Origin of the sequence: Chitinophaga sancti, assembly GCF_034087045.1 — a bacterium.
Taxonomy (GTDB): Bacteria; Bacteroidota; Bacteroidia; order Chitinophagales; family Chitinophagaceae; genus Chitinophaga; species Chitinophaga sancti_B.
Genome location: NZ_CP139247.1, coordinates 5,279,916 through 5,300,575, shown reverse-complemented (window position 1 = coordinate 5,300,575; position 20,660 = coordinate 5,279,916). Strand labels below are relative to the sequence as shown.

Here is a 20,660-nt window from a genome sequence, read left to right as displayed (position 1 = left end):
GGTAGACTAATGGCCATTGTCTCTCTAATTAAAAATATCGTCGTAAAAAAATGAGAGCAATATTAGCACTGATCGGCATGTTGATGACTATGACAGCACATGCACAATTAACTGGTAAAGTAGTGGATCCTGAGACAGGCACCCCTGTTCCGGGAGCGAGTGTATTGATTAAGTCCACCACGACAGGGGCGCTGACCGATACGGCAGGGGTATTCCATTTGCCTTTTTCGGGGGTATTCCCCGTGAAGCTGGTGGTGACTTACGTTGGGTATGGTAATAAGGAAGTGGTGCTAAAGAATACCAGCTTTGTTACAATTACATTACCTGAAAAACAAATTACACATCTGAATGACGTGGTAGTGACAGCGTCACGTCATTCAGAATCTATCCTGCGTTCGCCGGTTACCATCGAAAAGTTAAGCAGCAGGCAGTTGGCAGAAAGTCCGGCAGTGAGTGCCTACGAGGCGATCTCTTCTTTGAAAGGCGTGAATACGTTGAATACGAGTTTGCTGTTTACAGTGTATAATACACGTGGGTTCCAGAATCCCACGAATTTGCGGTTTGTACAGCTGGTAGATGGGATGGATAATCAGTCGCCGGTATTGAACTTCCCAATAGCGAATACGATAGGCGCGGGGGATCTGGATGTGGAGAGTGTGGAGTTGATACCCGGGGCGTCTTCGGCGCTGTATGGGCTGAGTGCAACGAATGGGTTGGTAAATACAATTACGAAAGATCCGTGGTTGCATCAGGGGTTGAGTTTTAATTACAAAGGAGGGGTGAATAACCTTCATAATCCTTATAACTATGTGTCGCCTTCAGCATATACCAGTATTTCATTGCGGTATGCGAAGGCGATTTCTGACCGGTTGGCTTTTAAGGTGAACTTTGCATATACCCGTGGGAGTGATTGGGCTTCCGGTGATACGAGCAGGCAGACGAATTTAAATGCGGGAATCGGGTATGGTTCAACAGGCACGCGCCAGGATCCCGGGTACAATGGTGTGAATGTGTATGGCGATGAAAGTTACCGGACCCTGACACTGAATAACCAGAGTGTGGTTGTAAGCCGCACTGGTTATAAAGAAGCCGAGCTGACGGATTATGCATCTAAATTGCTGAAAGCAGATGCGACTTTAGTGTATAAATTCAATAATGATACCCGGTTGTCTTATTCTTACAAAGGTGGTATCGTTGATAATATTTTTACCCGTGCAAATAAGCTGAAGTTTAAAAATTACACAGTACAACAGCATGGGATCACATTTAAATCTCCTGTGATCTCTTATAAGGGGTATGTGAATACGGAGAACTCCGGAGATTCATATAATATCCGTTTCCTGGCTGATAATATTAACCGTACATGGAAGAGCGATAGCCAGTGGTATAGTGATTTTACCACTGCATTTAATAGTAATTATTCTTCTGAAGGGAATATGAATACTGCCCTTCAGGTCGCAAGAACCGCTGCTGATAATGGACGTATTGAATCAGGTACTACCTCTTTTAATCATATAGCTGATAGTTTAAAACGCATTGGCAGCTGGACTTCAGGTGCGAAGTTTATTTCCAGAGGGTATTTTATTCATAATGAACTGCAGGCAGATCTGTCTAAATGGACATCTAAAATTTTAGATGTGCAGATTGGTGCCGATTACAGATTTAGTTCCCTGCGCTCAGATGGTACCTTTTATCCTGATACTACGGGCAGTCCTATTACTACATGGAAAGGCGGCGCTTTTGTACAGTTAAGCAGAGAGATCATTCCCGGTAAATTAAAAGCGACAGGCTCCGTGCGCTATGATAAGGCGCAATATATAGATGGACAATTCACTTCACGGCTTGGGTTGGTGTATTCTCCCACACCTCAGCATAATTTCCGTTTATCTTTTCAGAATGGTTACCGTATGCCTGTATTCCAGGATGCGTGGGCCAATCTGCGCTTAGGTACTACGCAGGTATTGGGTGGTATAAAACAGAACCTGCAACCCTATGATATAATAGGGAACTCCTACTTCACTTCCAGTATAACAGCGTTTAATACGGCTGTCAACAAAGCTGTGAGCGCAGGTACAGACAGGGATGAAGCTATTCAGGCGAATAAATCCCTGCTGGTAGCGGCGCCTATCAATTACATCAAACCAGAGAAGAACTTAACATTTGAACTGGGCTATAAGGGCTCATTGTTGAATGATAAACTGTTCGTGGATATATCTGCTTTCTGGGTACAGTTTGATGGATTTATACAGGGTATTGGCGTGGGTAAAGTAAATCTCTCATCTGGAATATCCAATGATAGCCTGGCAGCAATCGCAATAGCCGGAGGTAATTATTCCAGTTATTCAGTGTATACAAATACACCCTCTAAAGTATATAACTATGGGGTGTCTCTGGGAGTAGATTATGTATTACCAAAAGATTATCGTTTCTCTGCGAATGCGACTTATAATGGGTTTGATCAGGCAGGGACGAAGGATGCTTACCTGAGTTCAGGAGGGTTTAACACGCCTGCTTTTAGCGGGAGTTTTAGTTTGGGGAATACGCATGTGTATAAAAACATTGGATTTAATGTGGCTTATCGCTGGTCAGGTGGTATTAACTGGGTGTCCAGTATTGCGAATGGATATGTACCGGCATGGGGTTCACTGGATGCGCAGGTTTCTTATCATATTCCTGCAGCAAAGAGTACGATCAGGATCGGGGGAAGCAATATCCTGAACAAATATTATACGCAGTATATGAGTGGGCCTTCAATTGGCGGCTTATATTATGCGAGCTTCACATTTGATGAATTATTCAGTAAAAAGCACTAATAAATGAAAAGAAGATTTTTGTTGCCTGTCGTGTTGGGCGCAGCTGTACTGTGCAGCTTTACAGGCAAAAAGCCGGCGCCTAACCGTCCGCCGAATGTAATTGTAATATTGGCAGATGACTTAGGATATAGTGATCTTCAGGCATATGGAAATGCAAAAGTACGAACGCCAAATATTGATGGATTAGGGAAAAGTGGGATACGGTTTACCACTGCATATTCTGCAGCGCCGATTTGTTCTCCTTCCCGGGCGGGGTTGATCACAGGGCGCAGCCAGGTACGATTTGGATATGAATTTATGCCAGATGGTAATGGGGCTGTACAGAATGGTTTGCCCGCTACCGAGCTCACGTTGGCGCAGCTGCTGCATGCACAGGGGTATGCTACCGGCATCGTAGGTAAATGGCACCTGGGCATTGGTGATGGCTTTTATCCTGATCAGAAAGGATTTGATTACAGCTATTATTTTCAGGCAGGGTTATCTCCTTATACAGAAGGGGAACTGGATACCTCTAAATATGCAGGCATTCGTGCACCATGGGCATTGACGGATAAGATTGCATGGACACCACGTAAGGGTGCGACAGCTATTCGTGAAGGCAGAGAGATCGTGCAGGATACCGGTTATCTTACATTTTCTTTGGCTAATAAAGCTTCGCAGTTTATACAGCAGCATAAAGACAAGCCTTACTTTTTATACCTGACATTCAATGCACCACATGATCCATTCCAGGTGCCAAAGGCATATTATAACAAGGTCACTACTGAGAAGGATTCTCTGAAACGCATTTATTATGGTATGATTGAAGCACTGGATGATGCTGTGGGTCAGGTATTGGCGCAGGTAAAGGCATCTGGCCTGGAAGATAATACGATCATTTTCTTTACGAGTGATAATGGTGGTGCAAGTTATACCCGTGCGACAGATAATTATCCTTTGCGGGGTGGTAAGTGTACGCATTTTGAAGGTGGTTTGTCTGTGCCATTTTATGTGCGCTATCCGGGGCATATTGCCAGCGGTGTGACCTCAGCACAGGAGATCTCTTCGCTGGATATCTTTGCTACTGCTGCGGCATTGTCCGGTGCGACATTACCTGCTGACAGGACTTATGATGGAGTGAACCTTGTACCTTTTTTACAAAAGGGAACGCTGAATAAGCATCCGCATGAGCAATTTGTATGGCGGAGTGGATTTTCAAAAGCGTTTAGAAGTGGGAACTGGAAGCTGGTGGTAAATGAGCATGATAAAAAAGAATGGTTGTTTGATCTGTCTAAGGACAGGGAAGAGAAGAAAGATCTGTCAGCGTCACATCCGAAGGAGTTGAAACAATTGAAGGAGGCGTTGAAGAAGTATGAGGATACCCAGGTGCATTCTCCTTTGTGGGAGAGTCGGTATAATACGACGGTTTCGGAGAGAGGGGAGGAATATACTTTCCCGATTTAAATATTTTGGCGTACAAAAATTGAAACGCTTTTGCCTCTGGCAAAAGCGTTTCAATTTTGAGTTTGTTTTTTTATTTATTTATTTCAGAAGGTCTTCGAACAGCAAAGAGATATAATAAATACCTCCTGCCTTTGGATTACCGAATGATGTTTGATAGTAATGGTTTGTTATATTGGAACCACCCACTTTAATCGTTGCATTCACTTTTGGAATTCTATAGCTCACCTGTGCATCCAGCGTAGCATAGGCTGCAACTTCACCCTGTACAAAGCTACTATTCCACGTAAAGGCATCCTGCCATCTGTACATTACATTAAATCCAAGATTCTTATATACATTCCTGTTTGACAAGCCCAGATTGAAACGATATTTAGGCGTGTTAAATGAATTAGACAATGTTTTTGAATCCTTCGTGATATCATTGTAAGATACATTGCCGGTAACGGTCCATTTACCAATCAAATAATCCAATCCCAAAGCACCCCCTTGTGTGACCACATCAGAAGGATTGTTTACATAAGTCGCAAAGATATTCGCTCTGCTAAATGATGGATCGGAAGCCAGCGGTTGTGTAGGCTGGATCAATACCAGGTAAGAAAGGAAGTTTTTATACTTGCTGTAATAGTAGTACGCATCTATCAACAGGCGGTTATTGATCAGCCCCTTATAGCCTACTTCATATGAACTCACGCTCTCTGGTCTGAACTTGCCAAAGGTATACGCTTCCAGTTTGGTAGGATCGCCTGTTGCAGCATATTGCTGTACACTTGCCTGTGTATAGCCTTTTGTATTATACAGGTCATACTTTGAGATCAATGCAGGTAAGCCACCAATCAGTCTTGTATTGGAGCGGATAGGCAAATCTATATACTGGTCCTGGTTGGTAGGATTACGATAAGCTGTCTGGAAGGAGAGACGGATATTGTGTTGTGGTGCTACAGTGAACACACCTGAGATACGGGGTGTAAACCTGCCATCAAAGTTTTCGTTCTTATCATAGCGCACAGAACCTGTCAGCTTAATCCTGTCATTCACCAGTTTCTTACCCACCTGAACAAAGCCACCGTATTCATTGATACCAATACTTCCGTTTGCATCGTCGAAGATGGTACCGTCTGAGTTAAGTGCGTAATGGCGGAAACTAGCTCCTGCCTGCAATTCCAGTACTTTTACATGATCTGTGAAATTATAGAATCCTTCATAGTGATACAGGTTGGTTTTATCATTGAATTTAGCACCATTACGATCAGTGCCAAACCCGATGTAGCGTTCCGTAATTGTCTTTTTCGCGGTGTTAAAGTTTGCAGAACCTGGTATTAAACGGTTTCTGTCTGCATATCCACGGGCAATGGCATGTGCTTCCTGATCCGTTTTTACACCCGGTGCACCCTGAAATACACCCAGTCTTGCCTGGTTGTAAACAGTGGCATATTCTGCAAACCAGCCGCCTGTTACAGCGCCATTGGCATCGTAGGTAGCACTTGGACTGTAAGATTCATTGAGCAGGGTACCCAGCGCAGTTGCGTTGTAGGCTTCGCCGGAGCGTTCCTGTGTGGTATATGCTCTTAAATAGAAGCGCTTGCCTCTCAGTTCCACCTTATACTGTCCCATATCAAAATTGCGGAGAGAGTAGCGGTCAGAGCCGGTATACACCGTGGTACCTTTACCCCAGTTCCCCTGAATAATACCTTCCAGGTTATCGGTGAATTTATAATGTAAAGCACCGCTTAATTTTAAACTCTTAGTACCATAATCCACCAGGTCTTTTTCCCTGTAACCTGTACGGGACACTGCCAACCCATTCAGGTAACCGGCGCTGGCGCCGTAGGTAGTCGTGATTTCATCACCATAGACATTCACCCCATCATAATTGGGATCTGAGGCATGTGAGAAACCTGCTTTTGTCTTGCCATTTAAACGGTCATAATTAGTAGAATCCAAAGCCTGCCAGTCATCTGCCTGCAGGTAGCAGACGTTCAGCTTAAACGCAAAGCGACCAAAAGCTTTTGCATAGCGGGCAGAAATGTCCGGAATAAAACCTACATAAGGTTGTTGCTGCTTACCTACATGGTTTACCCCACTCTGTAAGCGAAGGCTCAGTCCCTGGTAATCAAAAGGGCTTTTGCTGGTCATGAGCAGGGTACCGTTCATACCACCTGCACCATACAGGGCGGAAGATGCACCGGGCAGTAATTCTACAGAAGCGACATCCAGTTCGGACAGGCCTAATATGTTTCCTACAGAGAAGTTGAGACCGGGAGCCTGGTTATCCATACCATCTACCAGCTGATTGAAACGGGTGTTTCCATTGGTATTGAAACCACGGGTAGTGACGGTACGGAAGGTAAGGCTTTGCATACTGGTTTCTACGCCTTTCAGAGAGGGGAGTGCATCGTAGAAATTGGGGGTAGGTATATCCCTGATGGCGGTAGCATTGAGTTTTTCGATAGACACAGGAGAAGCAAGGATAGATTCTGATACCCGGCTGGCGGCGACTACCACTTCTTCACCCAGGATTTCGGTGGAGCTCAGCTGAATATTGTTACTTTCCTGATTCGAGACCTGTACCTGTTCGCTTTTAAAACCTACAGATGAGAATATAAGTGTCAGCGGCAACGATCGGGTCGTGGTAAATTTATAATGGCCGCTGCCATCTGTGATAGTCCCTGACAGGGTACCTTTTAAACTAACGGTTACACCAGGTAGGGGTTCGCCGGTCGTCTTATTGGTTACAGTACCGGTAATGGTCTTTTGCTGGGCGTATGCTAACGTGAAAAGCTGTAATAACAGCATACAGCACAGACTGGCTTTTGCAAAGCAGTTCTTCATATAGTGGCGATTTTTCGATTTTGATTGACGGGGTGTATAATTTTAATTGAATATAGGTAAATTATGTTAATAAAAACAAAAAGGAAGGCTTCCACGTACAGCGGAAGCCTTCCTTTTTAGCGCTGGCCTGCGGCCGGCTTTATGAAAGTGAATTAATCCATTTTCTGACCAACTTTTCTATATCCAAGATAGAAGAACAGCGGGAATACTAACAGCGTCAGAATTGTTGCCGTAATCAGCCCTCCAATCACCACAATTGCCAGTGGTTTGGAGGTCTCGGAACCAATTCCTTTGGACAATGCTGCCGGTAACAACCCGATTGCCGCCATGAGTGCTGTCATTACCACCGGACGTACCCTTTCGCGTACCCCATCACGTATGGATATTTCCAGTGTATGGTGGTTGAAGTCGTGCTTTTTCACTTTACCCATGTTATTCTTAAACACCGATATGAGGATCACCCCGTTCTGTATACAGATACCAAAGAGTGCAATAAAACCGATACCCGCAGAGATACTAAAGTTTGTGTTACTTATGAGCAGGGCAGCGATACCCCCGATGATGGCAAATGGTACGTTGATCAATACAAGGCCCGCATCCTTCACGTTGCCAAACATCACAAACAGGATGAGGAAGATCAGCATCAAACTGATTGGTACAACCTGGGTCAGACGTTGAGTGGCACGTTGCTGGTTTTCAAAGTCACCCGCCCACTGCATTTCATAGCCTTTATCCAGCTTCACATTCTTATTCACTTTGGCCTGTGCTTCTGCAATCACACTACCCATATCTCGACCACGTACGGAGAACTTCACGGCTGTATAGCGCCTGTTATCATCTCTGAAAATGATGCTCGGGCCAGTCAGGGTCTTGATGTTCGCAATGTTCTTGATAGGTACTTTTGCACCACGCAGGGTAGGTACCATCAGGTCACTGATTGCTTCTGCATTGTTACGGTATTGCTCATCATAACGCAGACGCAGCTGGAACTTACGCTCACCTTCATAGATCTGTGTAACGGCTTTACCACCAATTGCCATTTCGATAATCGCATTCGCATCGGCAGTCGTTACTCCATACAGCGCCATTTTATTTTCATCCAGTTCGATATCCATTTCAGGCTGCCCAATGTTCTTGATGACGCCTAAGTCTGTAACACCCGGAATGTTCTTCATGATATCATATACCTGATTGGCTTTGCCTTCAGTATACACCAGACTATCTCCATAGATCTTCACACACAGGGAACCTTTCACGCCTGATACCGCTTCTTCCACGTTGTCCATGATCGGCTGGGAGAAGTTCAGGTTGATACCCGGATACACTGCCAGTTTCTGCTGCATACGGTCAATCAATTCTTCTTTCGTAATACCGCTCTTCCATTGTTTTTTTGGATAGATATCTACGTGGAATTCGATGTTGTAGAACCCTGTTGCATCCGTACCATCGTTTGGACGACCGGTTTGTGACATCACCTGTTTTACCTCCGGATAAGACAGGATAATACGCCGCATTTTGTTGGCGATTGATTTGGATTCTTCCAGCGATACGCTGAGCGGACAGGTAGCACGGATATAGATCGCACCTTCATCCAGCTCAGGCAGGAATTCACTACCCAGGAATTTGAAGTTGAACAGACCTACCACCACTAAACCCACTGCAACCAGCAAAGAGAGGCGTTTGTTCCTATATGTCCAGGCGAACATTTTCATTACACCATTGGTAATGAACTCCACAAAAATATTGTGTTTTTCTCTTACATTCTTACGCAGTAAAATACTACTGAGCAATGGAATCAGGGTGAGGGTGAGGATCAATGCACCTAATAGCGCAAAGCCCAGTGTCCAGGCCAGCGGAGAGAACATCTTACCTTCTACTTTCTGGAAAGAGAAGATAGGCAACAGACCTGCGATGATGATCAGTTTGGAGAAGAAGATCGCTTTACCCAGTTCGCCACCGGTATTCTTGATGATACCCAGTTTAGAGAGTTTGTTGAACCGCTCCATACCCATCTGGTGTGCCCGCTGATCTAACAATACAAAGATCCCTTCCACCATCACAACGGCTCCGTCAATGATGATACCGAAGTCAATCGCCCCCATCGACAGCAGGTTCGCAGACATGCCTTTCAGTGTGAGACAGATAAATGCAAACAGCAGTGCCAGCGGAATTACAATCGCCACGATCACGGTCGTACGCCAGTCAGCCATAAAGAGGAATACGATCACCGTTACGAAGATGATACCTTCCAGCATGTTGTGCAATACGGTGTGTGTCGCGAATTCGATCAGGTCGCTACGGTTATAGAATGTATTGATCTTTACATCGGGAGGCAGCACTTTTTCGTTCAGGTAAGTGATCCTATCCTGCACGCGTTTGATTACCTCACTTGGGTTTTCACCTTTACGCATTACGATGATACCTTCTACCACATCGTTCTGTTTGTCACGGCCTACCTGCCCTAAGCGTGGCAGGGCAGAGATAGACACAGTACCGATATCTTTGACCAGGATAGGCGTACCATTGATATTGTCTACGATGATGTTACCAATTTCTTCTGCATTGTTCAGCAAACCAATACCACGCACTACGTAAGCCTGTGAGTTATCTACGATCACATCACCACCAACGTTGATATTACTTTTCGAAATCGCGTTCGATACATCCAGTGGGGTGATATCATAAGAAGCGAGTTTCTGTGGGTTTACGGCAATTTCATATGTCTTTACTTCACCCCCAAAGCTCACCACATCGCCAACACCCGGTACATTCAACAGGCGACGTTCAATCACCCAGTCCTGCAGTGTTTTCAGTTCTCTCACCGTCTTGGTTTTGCTCTCCAGCGTATAGCGGAAGATCTCTCCGGTGGGGCCGGTAGGGGGCTGTACATCGGGGTCTGCACCATCAGGCAGTTCCACATCACGAAGCAGGTTGTTGACCTGCTGACGGGCAAACGCATCGTCCACACCATCCTCAAAGATCACTTTCACCACTGACAGACCGAATACCGTTGTAGAACGAACGGATTCTTTTTTCTGTACAGGGTTCATGGCTATTTCCACGGGCACCGTCACAAACTTTTCTACCTCTTCGGCACTTCTGCCAGGCCATTGGGTAATGATCGTGATCTGGGTATTCGTTACATCCGGAAAAGCCTCGATGGGAATATTTTTGAATGCGATCACTCCCCATACGATGAGGATGATGGTCGCAAAACCTATGAAAAGCTTATTCTTTAACGAAAAAGCAATTATTTTTTTTATGACTTTCTGCATGGATTATTTTGTATTAAGGGCATCATAAATAAATACCTGTGAGCTGGTCACCACCTGGTCATTTACCTGCAGACCAGAGATAAACGCCCTGTTGTCAATACGGCGAATTACTTTGATCTCCCGGATTTCAAGCCCTTTGGCAGTTTTTACTACTACATACTGCTTGCTGTTGTCCATCACCACTGCATTGGCAGGGATGCTCAGCATGCTGGTAGCGGCTGGTTTGGTATTTACTTTAACAGTGGCAAACATCTCTGGTTTCAGTTCCCCGCTTGTATTCTGCATGCTGATACGCACCTGCATGGTACGGTTGGCCGGATCCAGTACATTGTATACTTTGTCGATCTTACCGATGTAATCCTTTTCAGGATTTGCGAGGGTAGTGACACGTACTTCGTCGCCCAGTTTGATAGCAGGAATATCTGCTTCGTATACATTTGCGATGATCCATACGGTATTCAGATCTGCAACAGTGAAGAGGTTCGCGCTATTGTCCTGGCGAACTTCGGAGTTGTTGCTAATATTTTTCTCAATTATATAACCGCTGATCGGTGCTTTCAAAGTATATGCAGAGCTGCTGCCACCGGTGATGCTGGCTACGGAGCGGGCGCGGTTCAGTTCAGATTCAGCTTTCTTTTCTTCGATCTGTGCACCCAGGTAATCCTGTTGGGTAGCGAGGTTACCTTCGAAGAGAGACTTCTGGGTTTCAACATTTTTCTTCGCCAGGGCTACATTGGACTCGGCCACAGATACATCGTTGCTGATGCCTGCTACTTCGGTACTCTGCAGTACGGCAAGGAGCTGACCCTGTTTTACAAAATCGCCCAGTTCTACATTCACAGATCTGATCTTACCACTTACCAGCGCATATACTTTTGCTTCTTTGGTTTCGTCCGGAACGATCTTACCATTCAGTTTGATAGTTTCCGAAGGATTTTCAAATGTAGCTGGTGCGGTTTGCACATTCTTTACCAGGCTATCTGACAGTGCGTTTTCATCTTTGACTACTTCAGGCGTGTGACCACCACATGCAGTAAGCATGCATCCGAGTGCAACAGGAAAGAGATATATAACAAAAGGTTTCATGACTTTACTAAGGTTGTGATTAATTATTGAACAAAGTTTTACCAACTGCGAAATTGAGCGTCTCAATAGCTTGCATCCTATCATTTTGCAATTGGTTTAGTTGCAGCATATTTTCTTTATAAGAGTCGTAGAAGTCGGTGAGCTCCAGCAGGCTGAGGTTCTTTTTCAGGAAGTTGTCAGTCACTGATTTCAGCAGTTGTTCGAACTGTCCACGGAACTCCGGATCTACTGATTCCAGCATTTTGTCTGTGTTCAATGCTTTCACATAAGCGGTCTGCACTTCATTTTCCACCTTTTGAGTTTGCTGAGTTAACTGTAGCTTATTCTGATCGATGCTGTAGCTGGCAGATTTGATATTACCCTGGTTCCTGTTGAAGAAGGGGAGGTCAATACCGACAGTAAGAAAAGAAGCATTGTCCACGAAGCTGCCGCGCTTATCGAAGTCTGCACCGAGGTTCAGGTCAGGTACAGCCATGGCTTTTTGCAGTTTCAGGTTTTGCTGGTTATAGAGCAGATTGTTTTGGGCCATCAGCAGATCCTGGCGGTTGGCATATGCGGTGTCAACCAGACTGGCCAGGCTGGTATTGCGGATAGCAGGTAGGTTTGCTGCTGCATTTTCAGGCAAATCAATGATATAATATGCATGATTATTAGCAAGCAGGATCTGCAGTTCAGATTCGATATCGAGCACCTGGTTTTCCATAGCAGTGCGGTCCGCTTTGAGACTATAGAGCAGGGAGCGGAGACGTACGGCATCTTTCAGAGTGACGAGGCCTTTGGACTGTAAATCCTTGTAGGTGGCATCCATCTTCTCAAGAGCGGTGATCTGGTCAGCATACGCCCTCATCGAATTCTGCAGGTAGTAAGCCTGGAAGAAGTTGCTACGGAGAGAGTAGCGCAGGGTTCTCAGCAGATCGAAGAAAGCATTTTCAGACATGGCCGCAGTTGTTTGCGCCAGTTTTACCTGTTTGTTTCTTTTACCTGCCAACGAGATGAGCTGGGTAATGCCGATCTCATATTGACCATGTTGATTGCTGACATCAAAAAATTGTTTCCTGTCAGGATTGTACAGGTTCCCGCTCAACTGAAGGGTGGGATTGTTGTACAATTTAGACTGGATGATCTGCGCGCGGGCGATAGAGATATTGTATTTCTCTGCCAGCAGGTCCAGGTTTTTATCCAGGAATTGTTTCTCCGCATCCTGCAGACTAATATGCACGGTGTCTTGTGCAGATGCCTTGAATGCAAATAACAACATAATGATACAACTGGCTACAATCCGGGGAGGGCGCTTTGTTTTAGAATCCCGACTATACATCTGATTTGAATTTAATACTATTTTAATGTGTTAGACCTGTAAGTACACGAAGCTCCTTTATCAACCTGAAAAGCTGATAAAAGTTCATGGCTTATAAAGTAAAATTTAGACTTCCGGGGGTGGTGTGAGAATTTCGTAAGCGATGGCCAGTGGCTTTTGTACTGCCAATAGCGGATACGCTACAGCTAAATCGATGGTAGAGGGTTCCTGCCTGCTACAGGCGATTTCCTGTTGACTTGAGATATAATAAGACACGCTATTGCTTCCGGTGAAATAGTGTGGCTGATCATCGTCTTCGTCCTGCTGGGTGACCTCTGTATTGCCCAGCACAACATGGTTGACAAAATCGAAGAGTGTGTTGACATCATTGATTTGTCGGCCCCGGGTATCATAAATATCCTTCTCATCCGCGACCGGGATAAACATTGTAGTCGCAATATGTAGGAAGAGTAATATGTATGAAAATGCCTTTGTCATGCTAAATCTGATACAAAGATAGATGGAGGCTATAACAGTTTAAAGGGTCTTAAGGAATTTTAAGACCTTTTTAATCAGATTTTAACGCATTGATCAAATTATAATAGCCAGTTATTTAGCAGTGTATCAATCATATCTACTTCGATGAGGAAACCATCATGGCCGTACGAAGAATCGATTTCGTGATAGGTAGCATCAGGAATATGTTTGGCGAGGAAGTGTTGTTCTTCAGGAGGGCAGAGCACGTCGCTGGTGATGCCGACAATGAGGGTCGGTTGCTGAATGAGGGCAAGGGTACCTGCCAGATCGGTGACACGGCCGCGGGCGATGTTGTGACTATCCATCGCTTTGGTGAGGCGCCAGTAGGCCTGTGCATTGAACCGTTTTACAAGTTTGTCGCCCTGGTAGTTGATATAAGATGCAGCTTTGAAGTCGTCCGTCTTATCATTGTCCGGGTCGGACTGGGTACGAACGAAGGTCTGGTAGTTCCGATAGGTGAGCATACCAATGGCTCTGGCGGCTTTTAAGCCGTTTCCGCCGGCATCCGGGCGGTGTTCCCGCCAGGTGCTGTCCGCTTCAATAGCGAGGCGCTGAGCGGTATGTATGGCGATTCCCCAGGCGCTTTCGGAAGCGCCGGTGCTGAGCAGGCAGAGCTGGCGGATACGGGTTGGTTCCAGCAGGGCCCATTCCAGGCTCTGGTAGCCACCCATGGAGCCGCCCATAAGCAATTGAATTTCTTCAATGCCCAGGTGCTGGCGCAGCAGGGTATGTGCCTGCACCATATCCCGCACGGTTATTTGCGGGAAGGTGGAATAATAAGGCTTTCCGGTTGCAGGGTTGATGGAAAGCGGGCCTGAACTGCCATAGCAGGAGCCCAATATGTTTGCACATACAATGAAGTGACGGGCAGGGTCAATGGCCTTACCAGTACCGATGAGGCCTTTCCACCAGTCGGCTACATCCGAATTGGCAGTGAGGGCATGGCAGATCCATATCACATTACTTTTGCTGTGATTCAGCGTACCGTATGTGTGATAGGCGATTTGCAACTCCGGTAACACGACCCCGGACTCCAGTGTAAATGTGTGCGTATTATGATAGATCTGTACCGTCAAAACCCCGGAAAAATTTGCGCAAATATAACATATGAGCAGTATAAGTCAAGAAAATGAGGAGAAATTTGGAAATCATCAAATTTATTAGCGCCCGAAGAAACATGGAAAATGCATCTCCATTTTATTTATTTGGTGGCAAAATAATCTGAGCCTGTCCGGTTTTGAATAATTTATGACTTCTAAAATTCCTGCCGCATTGCTTATATTTGTAGGATAAATAACACCGAATATGAAGATTTCATTACAGAGAATCGACGACGCATTCAACATGGAAGCTGTAGATGAGCAGGGGCATAAAGTTTTAATGGACTCTTCCCTGGAGAATGGTGGTAAGAATAACGGCGTAAGACCTATGCAGATGTTGCTGATGGGACTCGGTGGCTGCTCCGCTATAGATGTAGCCATGATCCTGAAAAAACAACGCCAGGAACTGACAGACTTTAAAATCGAAATAGACGGGGAGCGCGAAAAGGGTAAAGAGCCTTCTATCTGGGAGAACGTTCATATCATATTCCACCTTTCCGGCAACAGCCTGGACCCTGATAAGGCGGCAAGAGCGGTAGAACTTTCTATGACTAAATATTGCTCCGTTGCAGAGACCCTTCGTCGCGCAGGAGGCAACCTGACATGGGAAACCAGGGTAAATGGTTGATTGAGGCAAATAAATACTTGACAAAGTCAAATTGTACAAAAATAACTTAAATAAGTAATGGAGAAAGATCAATACCGGCCGGAAACGAACGCAGTCAGAATACAGACAGAGAAGACGTGGCAGATGGAACATTCTACACCTCTCTTCCTTACATCCAGTTTTACCTACGACAGTGCAGAAGAAATGCGTGCTACCTTTGCAGATGAAACGGATAATAATATATACAGCCGTTTCAGCAATCCGAACGTAGACGAATTTGTGCGTAAAGTATGTAGCCTGGAACTGGCTGAAGATGGTTATGCTACCGCATCCGGTATGAGCGCCATATTTGCGAGCTTCATGGCCCTTATGAAAACAGGCGATCACCTGCTCTCTGCCAGCTCTATTTTTGGCTCTACCCATACTGTAATTACTAAATTTCTCCCTAAATGGGGCATTGAGTACACTTATTTTGATATCAACAAACCAGAAACTGTAGAAGCGCTGATCAGGCCGAATACGAAGATGATGTTTGTAGAAACTCCTTCCAACCCCGGTCTGGAGATAGTTGATATCAGCCTGCTGGCAAAGATCTGCGACAAGCATGGCGTTATATTAAATGTAGATAATTGCTTCGCTTCTCCTGTATTGCAAAAGCCGATTGCTCTTGGCGCACACATAGTGACTCACTCCGCTACCAAGTGGATGGATGGCCAGGGTCGCGTATTAGGTGGGGTAGTAGTAGGTCGTAAAGACCTGATTAAGGAGATCCATACTTTCTGCCGCAGTACAGGTCCGGCAATGTCTCCATTCAATGCATGGGTACTGAGCAAGAGCCTCGAAACCCTGCACATCCGTATGGCAAGACACTGTGAAAGTGCGCTGGCACTGGCTAAGGCACTGGAAGGAAATTCGCTGCTGCAATGGGTAAAATACCCTATGCTTGAAAGTCACCCTCAGCATGAAATAGCGAAGGCACAAATGACTGGTGGCGGTGGTATTGTATGTTTTGAACTGAAGGGCGGACTGGAACAAGGTACCCGTTTCCTGGATGCTTTGAAAATGCTGACCCTGACAGCGAACCTGGGCGATAGCCGCAGTATTGCGTCTCACCCTGCAAGTACCACACATGCGAAACTGACCAACGAGGAAAGGCTGAAAGTGGGTATTACGCCTGGTATGATCCGTATTTCAGTAGGATTGGAAAATGCACAGGATATTATCGAAGATATTACGCAGGCATTGGAAGTGAGTAAGTAATCCATAGGACTCCTACACGAATAAAATATGCCTGTTTATATCGCTGATATTAATCCGGCGTTGGAAATAAGCAAATTATTTTGCATATTTGAAGGACTGAACAAAGAGTAATCTTTCGTTCAGTCCTTTTTTATTTCCTTTACCTACTTTTTTTAAATCCTATGCGTCGTTCATTATTCCTATGCCTTGCCCTTTTGGCAACAGTTACTGCCTTTGCGCAGCGTGGTGTAGCTATTCTGCCGTTCTCCGTTAACTATGGTATTCCCGCAGGAGAGGTTACACCTGAAATGCAAGATTACACTAAAAAGATTGGTGTCTTTTTACAGGAGGCGCTCTACAATTCTCTCTATGCCGGTGGCGATACGCTGCAACCTGCAGGAAGAACAAACAAACTGCTTACAGATGCCGGTATTGAACCGGATCAGCCGTATTACCTGGACAAAACAGGGTTGTGCATTCTCCTGAAGGTAAAGTACGTAATTGCTGTACAGGTAACCTTTGGTAAAGGCGCTGATAAAGCCAGGAAAGAGGGCGGCCCGGATTGGTTCAAACTGACCAACGATATGGACAAGTCCCGCGGCTTCAAACTGGAAGTATTTGCATCCAACGGGCAGAGTGCCTGGGACTACAAGGAAAGCTACAGCTGGAATCAGCTTATCGTTCCAAATTCGCAGGTATTCCAGGTTGATACCTATCAGCGTGTGAAAAAACAAATTGAAGGCTTTTTACAATTATAATAAGCCCTTTTTGTTATCTTCCCGTTATGAAGTCTTTCCCTCGTTTTATCTTAATCGTTATACTCAGTTATCTGGGTGGTTTATTTTTAGCCTGGTGGACAGTGGCAATAGCAGCTTTTATTGTAGCTGTAATCATTCCATTGCCACCATTGCGTAGTTTTATGAACGGCTTTATTGCTGTATTCCTGCTTTGGCTGGCATTGGCCCTCCTGGCAGATGTACGGAATGACCACATCCTGGCAAACAGGATGAGCGAATTGATTCTGAAGGTTAAGAGCCCGATACTGATTGGTGTAGTAAGCGCATTTATCGGTGGGCTTACGGCAGGCCTGGGAAGTTTATCAGGTAGTTTTCTACGGTACAAAAGGACACTATAAAACTCATTTTTAGAAGGATCGTTTTTGTCAATGGCAAAAGCGATCCTTTTTCATATAAAAGGAAATTATGCATAAAACTGCATTGACAGTATTCTTCAGTATATTGTTTAACCTCGCGCAGGCCACCATTGTGAAGGGACGTATTACGAATGAACAACAAACCCCACTTCCATACGCAACTATTTTTATAAAGGGTACCACTACCGGTACTACCAGCAATGCTGCCGGACAGTATCAGCTGGACATTCCAGCAGGCACTTATACATTGGTATGCCAGTATATGGGCTATCGTAAACTGGAAAAACAGGTCGTTATTACCAATACAGAACAGACGCTGGATTTTGCCTTACAACCCGTAAGCATGCAGATCAAAGAAGTGGTGGTTAAGTCAGGTGGGGAAGACCCTGCTTACGCCATCATCAGGGCAGCGATTAAAAAGCGCAACTTTTACCGTCACCAGGTAAATGAGTATACCTGCAATGATTATATAAAAGGTATGTTCAAGCTGAGGGATGTGCCTGAAAAGTTTTTCGGGAAGAAGTTGGATAAGAAAGACATGGGTGTCGACTCTTCCGGGCAGGGAGTGGTATTCCTCTCTGAATCTATGACCCGCGTAGACTTCCAGGAGCCTGACCATGTAAAGGTCGAAGTCCTCTCAGCACGTCAGAGTGGCGGTGGATTTGGGTTTAGTTTTCCGGCTTTTATCGACCTCTATGATAACAACGTGACCGCTGTGATTACTCAATTCAACAAACGGGGTTACATTTCTCCCATTGCAGAAAATGCCTTACTCTATTATAAATACCAGCTGGAAGGCACCTTCCAGGATGATGGCAAAACCGTCAATAAAATAAAGGTGATACCCCGCAGGAAATTTGAACCGTTATTCTCCGGTTATATCTTTATCACCGACGACGACTGGCGGATCCACAGTGCAGACCTGCTGCTTACACAGGATTATCAGCTGGAGATCATGGATACCCTGCGCATCCGCCAGATCCATGTACCTGTGAACAATGAAGTATGGCGTACCAAAGATCAGGTCATTACTATCAGCATCAAACAATTTGGGTTTGACATGGTGGGTAATTTCGTGAATGTATATTCGAATTACGACCTGCATCCTAACTTCCAGAAGAAGCATTTCGATAATACCATCATGCGGTACGATACTGCTTTTGATAAAAAGCTACTAGCCTACTGGGATAGCATTCGGCCCGTGCCACTGGAAAAAGAAGAAGTAAAGGACTTCCGGGTAAAAGACAGTACTGCCCAGGCGGAGCGGGACAGCGCCCGGTCTTCCCATACGCTGGATACGTTGCGTAAACACCAGAAACCTGTCAAATTTACCGACTTCTTCTGGTCAGGGGCACAACATAGCTTTTACTTTCGGAGAGATACAGGAATATATTCACATCAGTTGACTATGAAAGGGTTGATTAAACAACTCGGGTACAACACTGTAGAAGGGCTGGTACTAAATGTGGAACCTGAACTGAAACTGAACCTTTCCAGGTCACAGGAGCTGAGGATCATGCCTTATATCCGATATGGTTTCAGCAATACACACCTGAATGCCTGGACTTATCTGCAATGGACACAGGAGAGCCGGATTCACAACCGCATTGGCCAGAATACCTGGATACTGGGTGGTGGTAAAAGGGTAAGCCAGTTCAATCACGATAATCCTATTTCTCCCCTGGAAAATGAGTTCTATACCTTATTCCTGAAAGAGAATTATATGAAGCTGTATGAGAATTACTTTACCACGCTTCAGTTTACCCGTCGCTTTGAGAACAATTCTTTCCTCAGGTTGGGGGTACGGTATGAGGATCGTATACCATTGGAGAATACCACCGACTTTGTATTTTTTAAGAACAGCAATAAACAGTTCCTGCCCAATCATCCTTACGAGCTGGCAGACATTCCATTTACCCGGAACCAGGCTTTGGTGGCAGAACTTGGATTTTCTTTCCAGCCAGGGCAGAAGTTTATCGAGCTGCCGGACAGGAAGATCGCCTTTGGTTCAAAATACCCCATTTTTGGTGTTACATATACCAAGGGTATCCATGGTATAGCGGGTAGTGATGCGGATTTTGATAAGTGGCAGTTCCAGATCAGGGACAATATGAACCTGAAGTTGTTCGGAGAATTTATGTATAGGGTAAAACTGGGTGGATTCCTGAATGATAAGCATGTAGATATTCCTGATTATCAACACTTCAACGGGAACCAGACGTTCTATAACATCAACTACCTGAATAGTTTCCAGCTGGCACCTTACTACAGGTACAGCACGACAGCACCATTGTATGCGACCGCCAATGTGGAGCATCATTTCAACGGGTTGCTGACAAATAAAATCCCTTTGCTAAACAGGCTGAAATGGAATCTGGTAGCGGGTTCAAACGCCTTTTATGTGAACCAGAACAACAATTATGTAGAAGTTTTTGCCGGGTTGGAGAATATTTTCAAGCTGTTGCGCGTTGATGTAATCGCAGGATACCAAAGTAAGGATGCGACACGCGTAGGAGTGAGGCTGGGATTTGGAGGATTATTTGGGGGAATGGTGCGCCAGCAGAATACGCCAGAGCCATAGACGCCAGCTCTTTCAATAAAAGCATTCCTGAAAGAGGGAATTAAAATAAATTCATAAAAAAAGGGAAAGTCTGCCATTGACCTTCCCTTGCTTGTCTAATATCTTTCCTTTCTTGTTTTATAGCTTTCTTTGGGATCACGATCATAAAAGTAAGCCAGGAGGCGGTATATCCACAATCCTACGATGAAGTAAAAGATGTAAAGAAAAATTGTACTCATAAAATTCACATTTTTGGGTTAAACGCTGATTACTTGTCCTGTTCGTTTAAATCAAAAAGAGTGCCAAGTCTTAAAATTTATTTATATACAATAATAATCAGATAGTTATACGAGTTCAGATATGTCTGCGGCAACCTGAACTTTTTCTATTTTTAGCGTGTTATAATATTTGTAATCTAAATTCAAGCCAGAATAGCCTGGACATTTATAACATGTTCGTGTGATTTAAAATATCCCCTTATGAAGAGAATTGCATTATTCGCATTCATCCTGGGTGTAGTACTTGCTACGTTCGCCTACTTTGCAGAAATCTATGACTGGGTAGGTTTACAGGAGTATTTAACGGTCGGTTTTACAGGTTATGTATTGATTATCAGTAGTGCAGCCTATTACATGTCAGCCCTTTTATATGAGTGGTCCTCAGAACCTACAGTCTGGGAGGCGTGAAAATTTAAAAGTAGATGCTTACCTTTGCAGCTCCT

15 protein-coding genes are annotated in these 20,660 nt (G+C 44.9%); 8 read left to right on the top strand and 7 right to left on the bottom strand.

The annotated features are described in order from the left end of the window. The first annotated feature begins 50 nt into the window (after window positions 1–50). Window positions 51–2,813: a TonB-dependent receptor gene (locus SIO70_RS21550; protein WP_320574191.1), complete on the top strand. Its 2,763-nt coding sequence runs from the start codon at window positions 51–53 to the stop codon at window positions 2,811–2,813. A gap of 3 nt (window positions 2,814–2,816) precedes the next feature. Next, window positions 2,817–4,256 (top strand): sulfatase-like hydrolase/transferase, encoded by a 1,440-nt coding sequence (locus SIO70_RS21545; protein ID WP_320574189.1) that lies wholly within the window; start codon window positions 2,817–2,819, stop codon window positions 4,254–4,256. A 78-nt stretch (window positions 4,257–4,334) separates the two neighbouring features. Here the strand turns inward: SIO70_RS21545 and SIO70_RS21540 are convergent, their stop codons facing one another. From SIO70_RS21540 to metX, 6 genes are all read right to left on the bottom strand, one after another. Then, entirely contained in the window at window positions 4,335–7,085 is a 2,751-nt protein-coding gene (locus SIO70_RS21540; RefSeq protein ID WP_320574187.1) for a TonB-dependent receptor, read from the bottom strand. Between the two features lie 152 nt (window positions 7,086–7,237). Continuing rightward, window positions 7,238–10,360 (bottom strand): CusA/CzcA family heavy metal efflux RND transporter, encoded by a 3,123-nt coding sequence (locus SIO70_RS21535; protein WP_320574186.1) that lies wholly within the window; start codon window positions 10,358–10,360, stop codon window positions 7,238–7,240. Between the two features lie 3 nt (window positions 10,361–10,363). Continuing rightward, the gene (locus SIO70_RS21530) at window positions 10,364–11,446 is read right to left on the bottom strand and encodes an efflux RND transporter periplasmic adaptor subunit (RefSeq protein ID WP_320574184.1); all 1,083 of its coding nucleotides are present in this window, start codon (window positions 11,444–11,446) and stop codon (window positions 10,364–10,366) included. Window positions 11,447–11,465: 19 nt separating this feature from the next. After that, a complete protein-coding gene (locus tag SIO70_RS21525) occupies window positions 11,466–12,764 on the bottom strand; it encodes a TolC family protein (protein ID WP_320574182.1) in 1,299 nt (432 codons plus the stop codon). A 105-nt stretch (window positions 12,765–12,869) separates the two neighbouring features. After that, entirely contained in the window at window positions 12,870–13,190 is a 321-nt protein-coding gene (locus tag SIO70_RS21520) for a hypothetical protein (RefSeq protein ID WP_320574180.1), read from the bottom strand. A 149-nt stretch (window positions 13,191–13,339) separates the two neighbouring features. Beyond that, complete coding sequence (metX, locus tag SIO70_RS21515) at window positions 13,340–14,356, bottom strand: homoserine O-acetyltransferase MetX (RefSeq protein WP_320574178.1); 1,017 nt, start codon at window positions 14,354–14,356, stop codon at window positions 13,340–13,342. Window positions 14,357–14,585: 229 nt separating this feature from the next. Here metX and SIO70_RS21510 point away from each other — a divergent pair, with 229 nt between their 5' ends. The 5 genes from SIO70_RS21510 (at window position 14,586) to SIO70_RS21490 (ending at window position 19,960) form a co-directional block, all read left to right on the top strand. After that, entirely contained in the window at window positions 14,586–15,008 is a 423-nt protein-coding gene (locus SIO70_RS21510; RefSeq protein WP_320574177.1) for an OsmC family protein, read from the top strand. A 57-nt stretch (window positions 15,009–15,065) separates the two neighbouring features. Next, complete coding sequence (locus SIO70_RS21505; RefSeq protein ID WP_320574176.1) at window positions 15,066–16,247, top strand: trans-sulfuration enzyme family protein; 1,182 nt, start codon at window positions 15,066–15,068, stop codon at window positions 16,245–16,247. Window positions 16,248–16,408: 161 nt separating this feature from the next. Next, window positions 16,409–16,984, top strand: coding sequence for a hypothetical protein (locus SIO70_RS21500; protein WP_320574175.1), 576 nt, complete (start codon window positions 16,409–16,411; stop codon window positions 16,982–16,984). Between the two features lie 26 nt (window positions 16,985–17,010). Then, complete coding sequence (locus tag SIO70_RS21495; RefSeq protein WP_320574174.1) at window positions 17,011–17,361, top strand: hypothetical protein; 351 nt, start codon at window positions 17,011–17,013, stop codon at window positions 17,359–17,361. A 67-nt stretch (window positions 17,362–17,428) separates the two neighbouring features. After that, complete coding sequence (locus SIO70_RS21490; protein ID WP_320574173.1) at window positions 17,429–19,960, top strand: DUF5686 and carboxypeptidase regulatory-like domain-containing protein; 2,532 nt, start codon at window positions 17,429–17,431, stop codon at window positions 19,958–19,960. A 95-nt stretch (window positions 19,961–20,055) separates the two neighbouring features. On the opposite strand, the gene SIO70_RS21485 is transcribed toward SIO70_RS21490, so the two are convergent. Then, complete coding sequence (locus SIO70_RS21485; protein ID WP_255373884.1) at window positions 20,056–20,178, bottom strand: hypothetical protein; 123 nt, start codon at window positions 20,176–20,178, stop codon at window positions 20,056–20,058. Window positions 20,179–20,418: 240 nt separating this feature from the next. On the opposite strand from SIO70_RS21485, the gene SIO70_RS21480 reads away from it, so the two are divergent. Continuing rightward, a complete protein-coding gene (locus SIO70_RS21480) occupies window positions 20,419–20,625 on the top strand; it encodes a hypothetical protein (RefSeq protein WP_320574170.1) in 207 nt (68 codons plus the stop codon). Window positions 20,626–20,660: the final 35 nt, after the last annotated feature.

Bases quoted from the DNA above. Each gene is read 5' to 3' on its own strand.
- SIO70_RS21550 (WP_320574191.1), top strand. From the start codon at position 51: ATGAGAGCAATATTAGCACTGATCGGCATGTTGATGACTATGACAGCA.
- SIO70_RS21545 (WP_320574189.1), top strand. From the start codon at position 2,817: ATGAAAAGAAGATTTTTGTTGCCTGTCGTGTTGGGCGCAGCTGTACTG.
- SIO70_RS21540 (WP_320574187.1), bottom strand. From the start codon at position 7,085: ATGAAGAACTGCTTTGCAAAAGCCAGTCTGTGCTGTATGCTGTTATTA.
- SIO70_RS21535 (WP_320574186.1), bottom strand. From the start codon at position 10,360: ATGCAGAAAGTCATAAAAAAAATAATTGCTTTTTCGTTAAAGAATAAG.
- SIO70_RS21530 (WP_320574184.1), bottom strand. From the start codon at position 11,446: ATGAAACCTTTTGTTATATATCTCTTTCCTGTTGCACTCGGATGCATG.
- SIO70_RS21525 (WP_320574182.1), bottom strand. From the start codon at position 12,764: ATGTATAGTCGGGATTCTAAAACAAAGCGCCCTCCCCGGATTGTAGCC.
- SIO70_RS21520 (WP_320574180.1), bottom strand. From the start codon at position 13,190: ATGTTTATCCCGGTCGCGGATGAGAAGGATATTTATGATACCCGGGGC.
- SIO70_RS21510 (WP_320574177.1), top strand. From the start codon at position 14,586: ATGAAGATTTCATTACAGAGAATCGACGACGCATTCAACATGGAAGCT.
- SIO70_RS21505 (WP_320574176.1), top strand. From the start codon at position 15,066: ATGGAGAAAGATCAATACCGGCCGGAAACGAACGCAGTCAGAATACAG.
- SIO70_RS21500 (WP_320574175.1), top strand. From the start codon at position 16,409: ATGCGTCGTTCATTATTCCTATGCCTTGCCCTTTTGGCAACAGTTACT.
- SIO70_RS21495 (WP_320574174.1), top strand. From the start codon at position 17,011: ATGAAGTCTTTCCCTCGTTTTATCTTAATCGTTATACTCAGTTATCTG.
- SIO70_RS21490 (WP_320574173.1), top strand. From the start codon at position 17,429: ATGCATAAAACTGCATTGACAGTATTCTTCAGTATATTGTTTAACCTC.
- SIO70_RS21485 (WP_255373884.1), bottom strand. From the start codon at position 20,178: ATGAGTACAATTTTTCTTTACATCTTTTACTTCATCGTAGGATTGTGG.
- SIO70_RS21480 (WP_320574170.1), top strand. From the start codon at position 20,419: ATGAAGAGAATTGCATTATTCGCATTCATCCTGGGTGTAGTACTTGCT.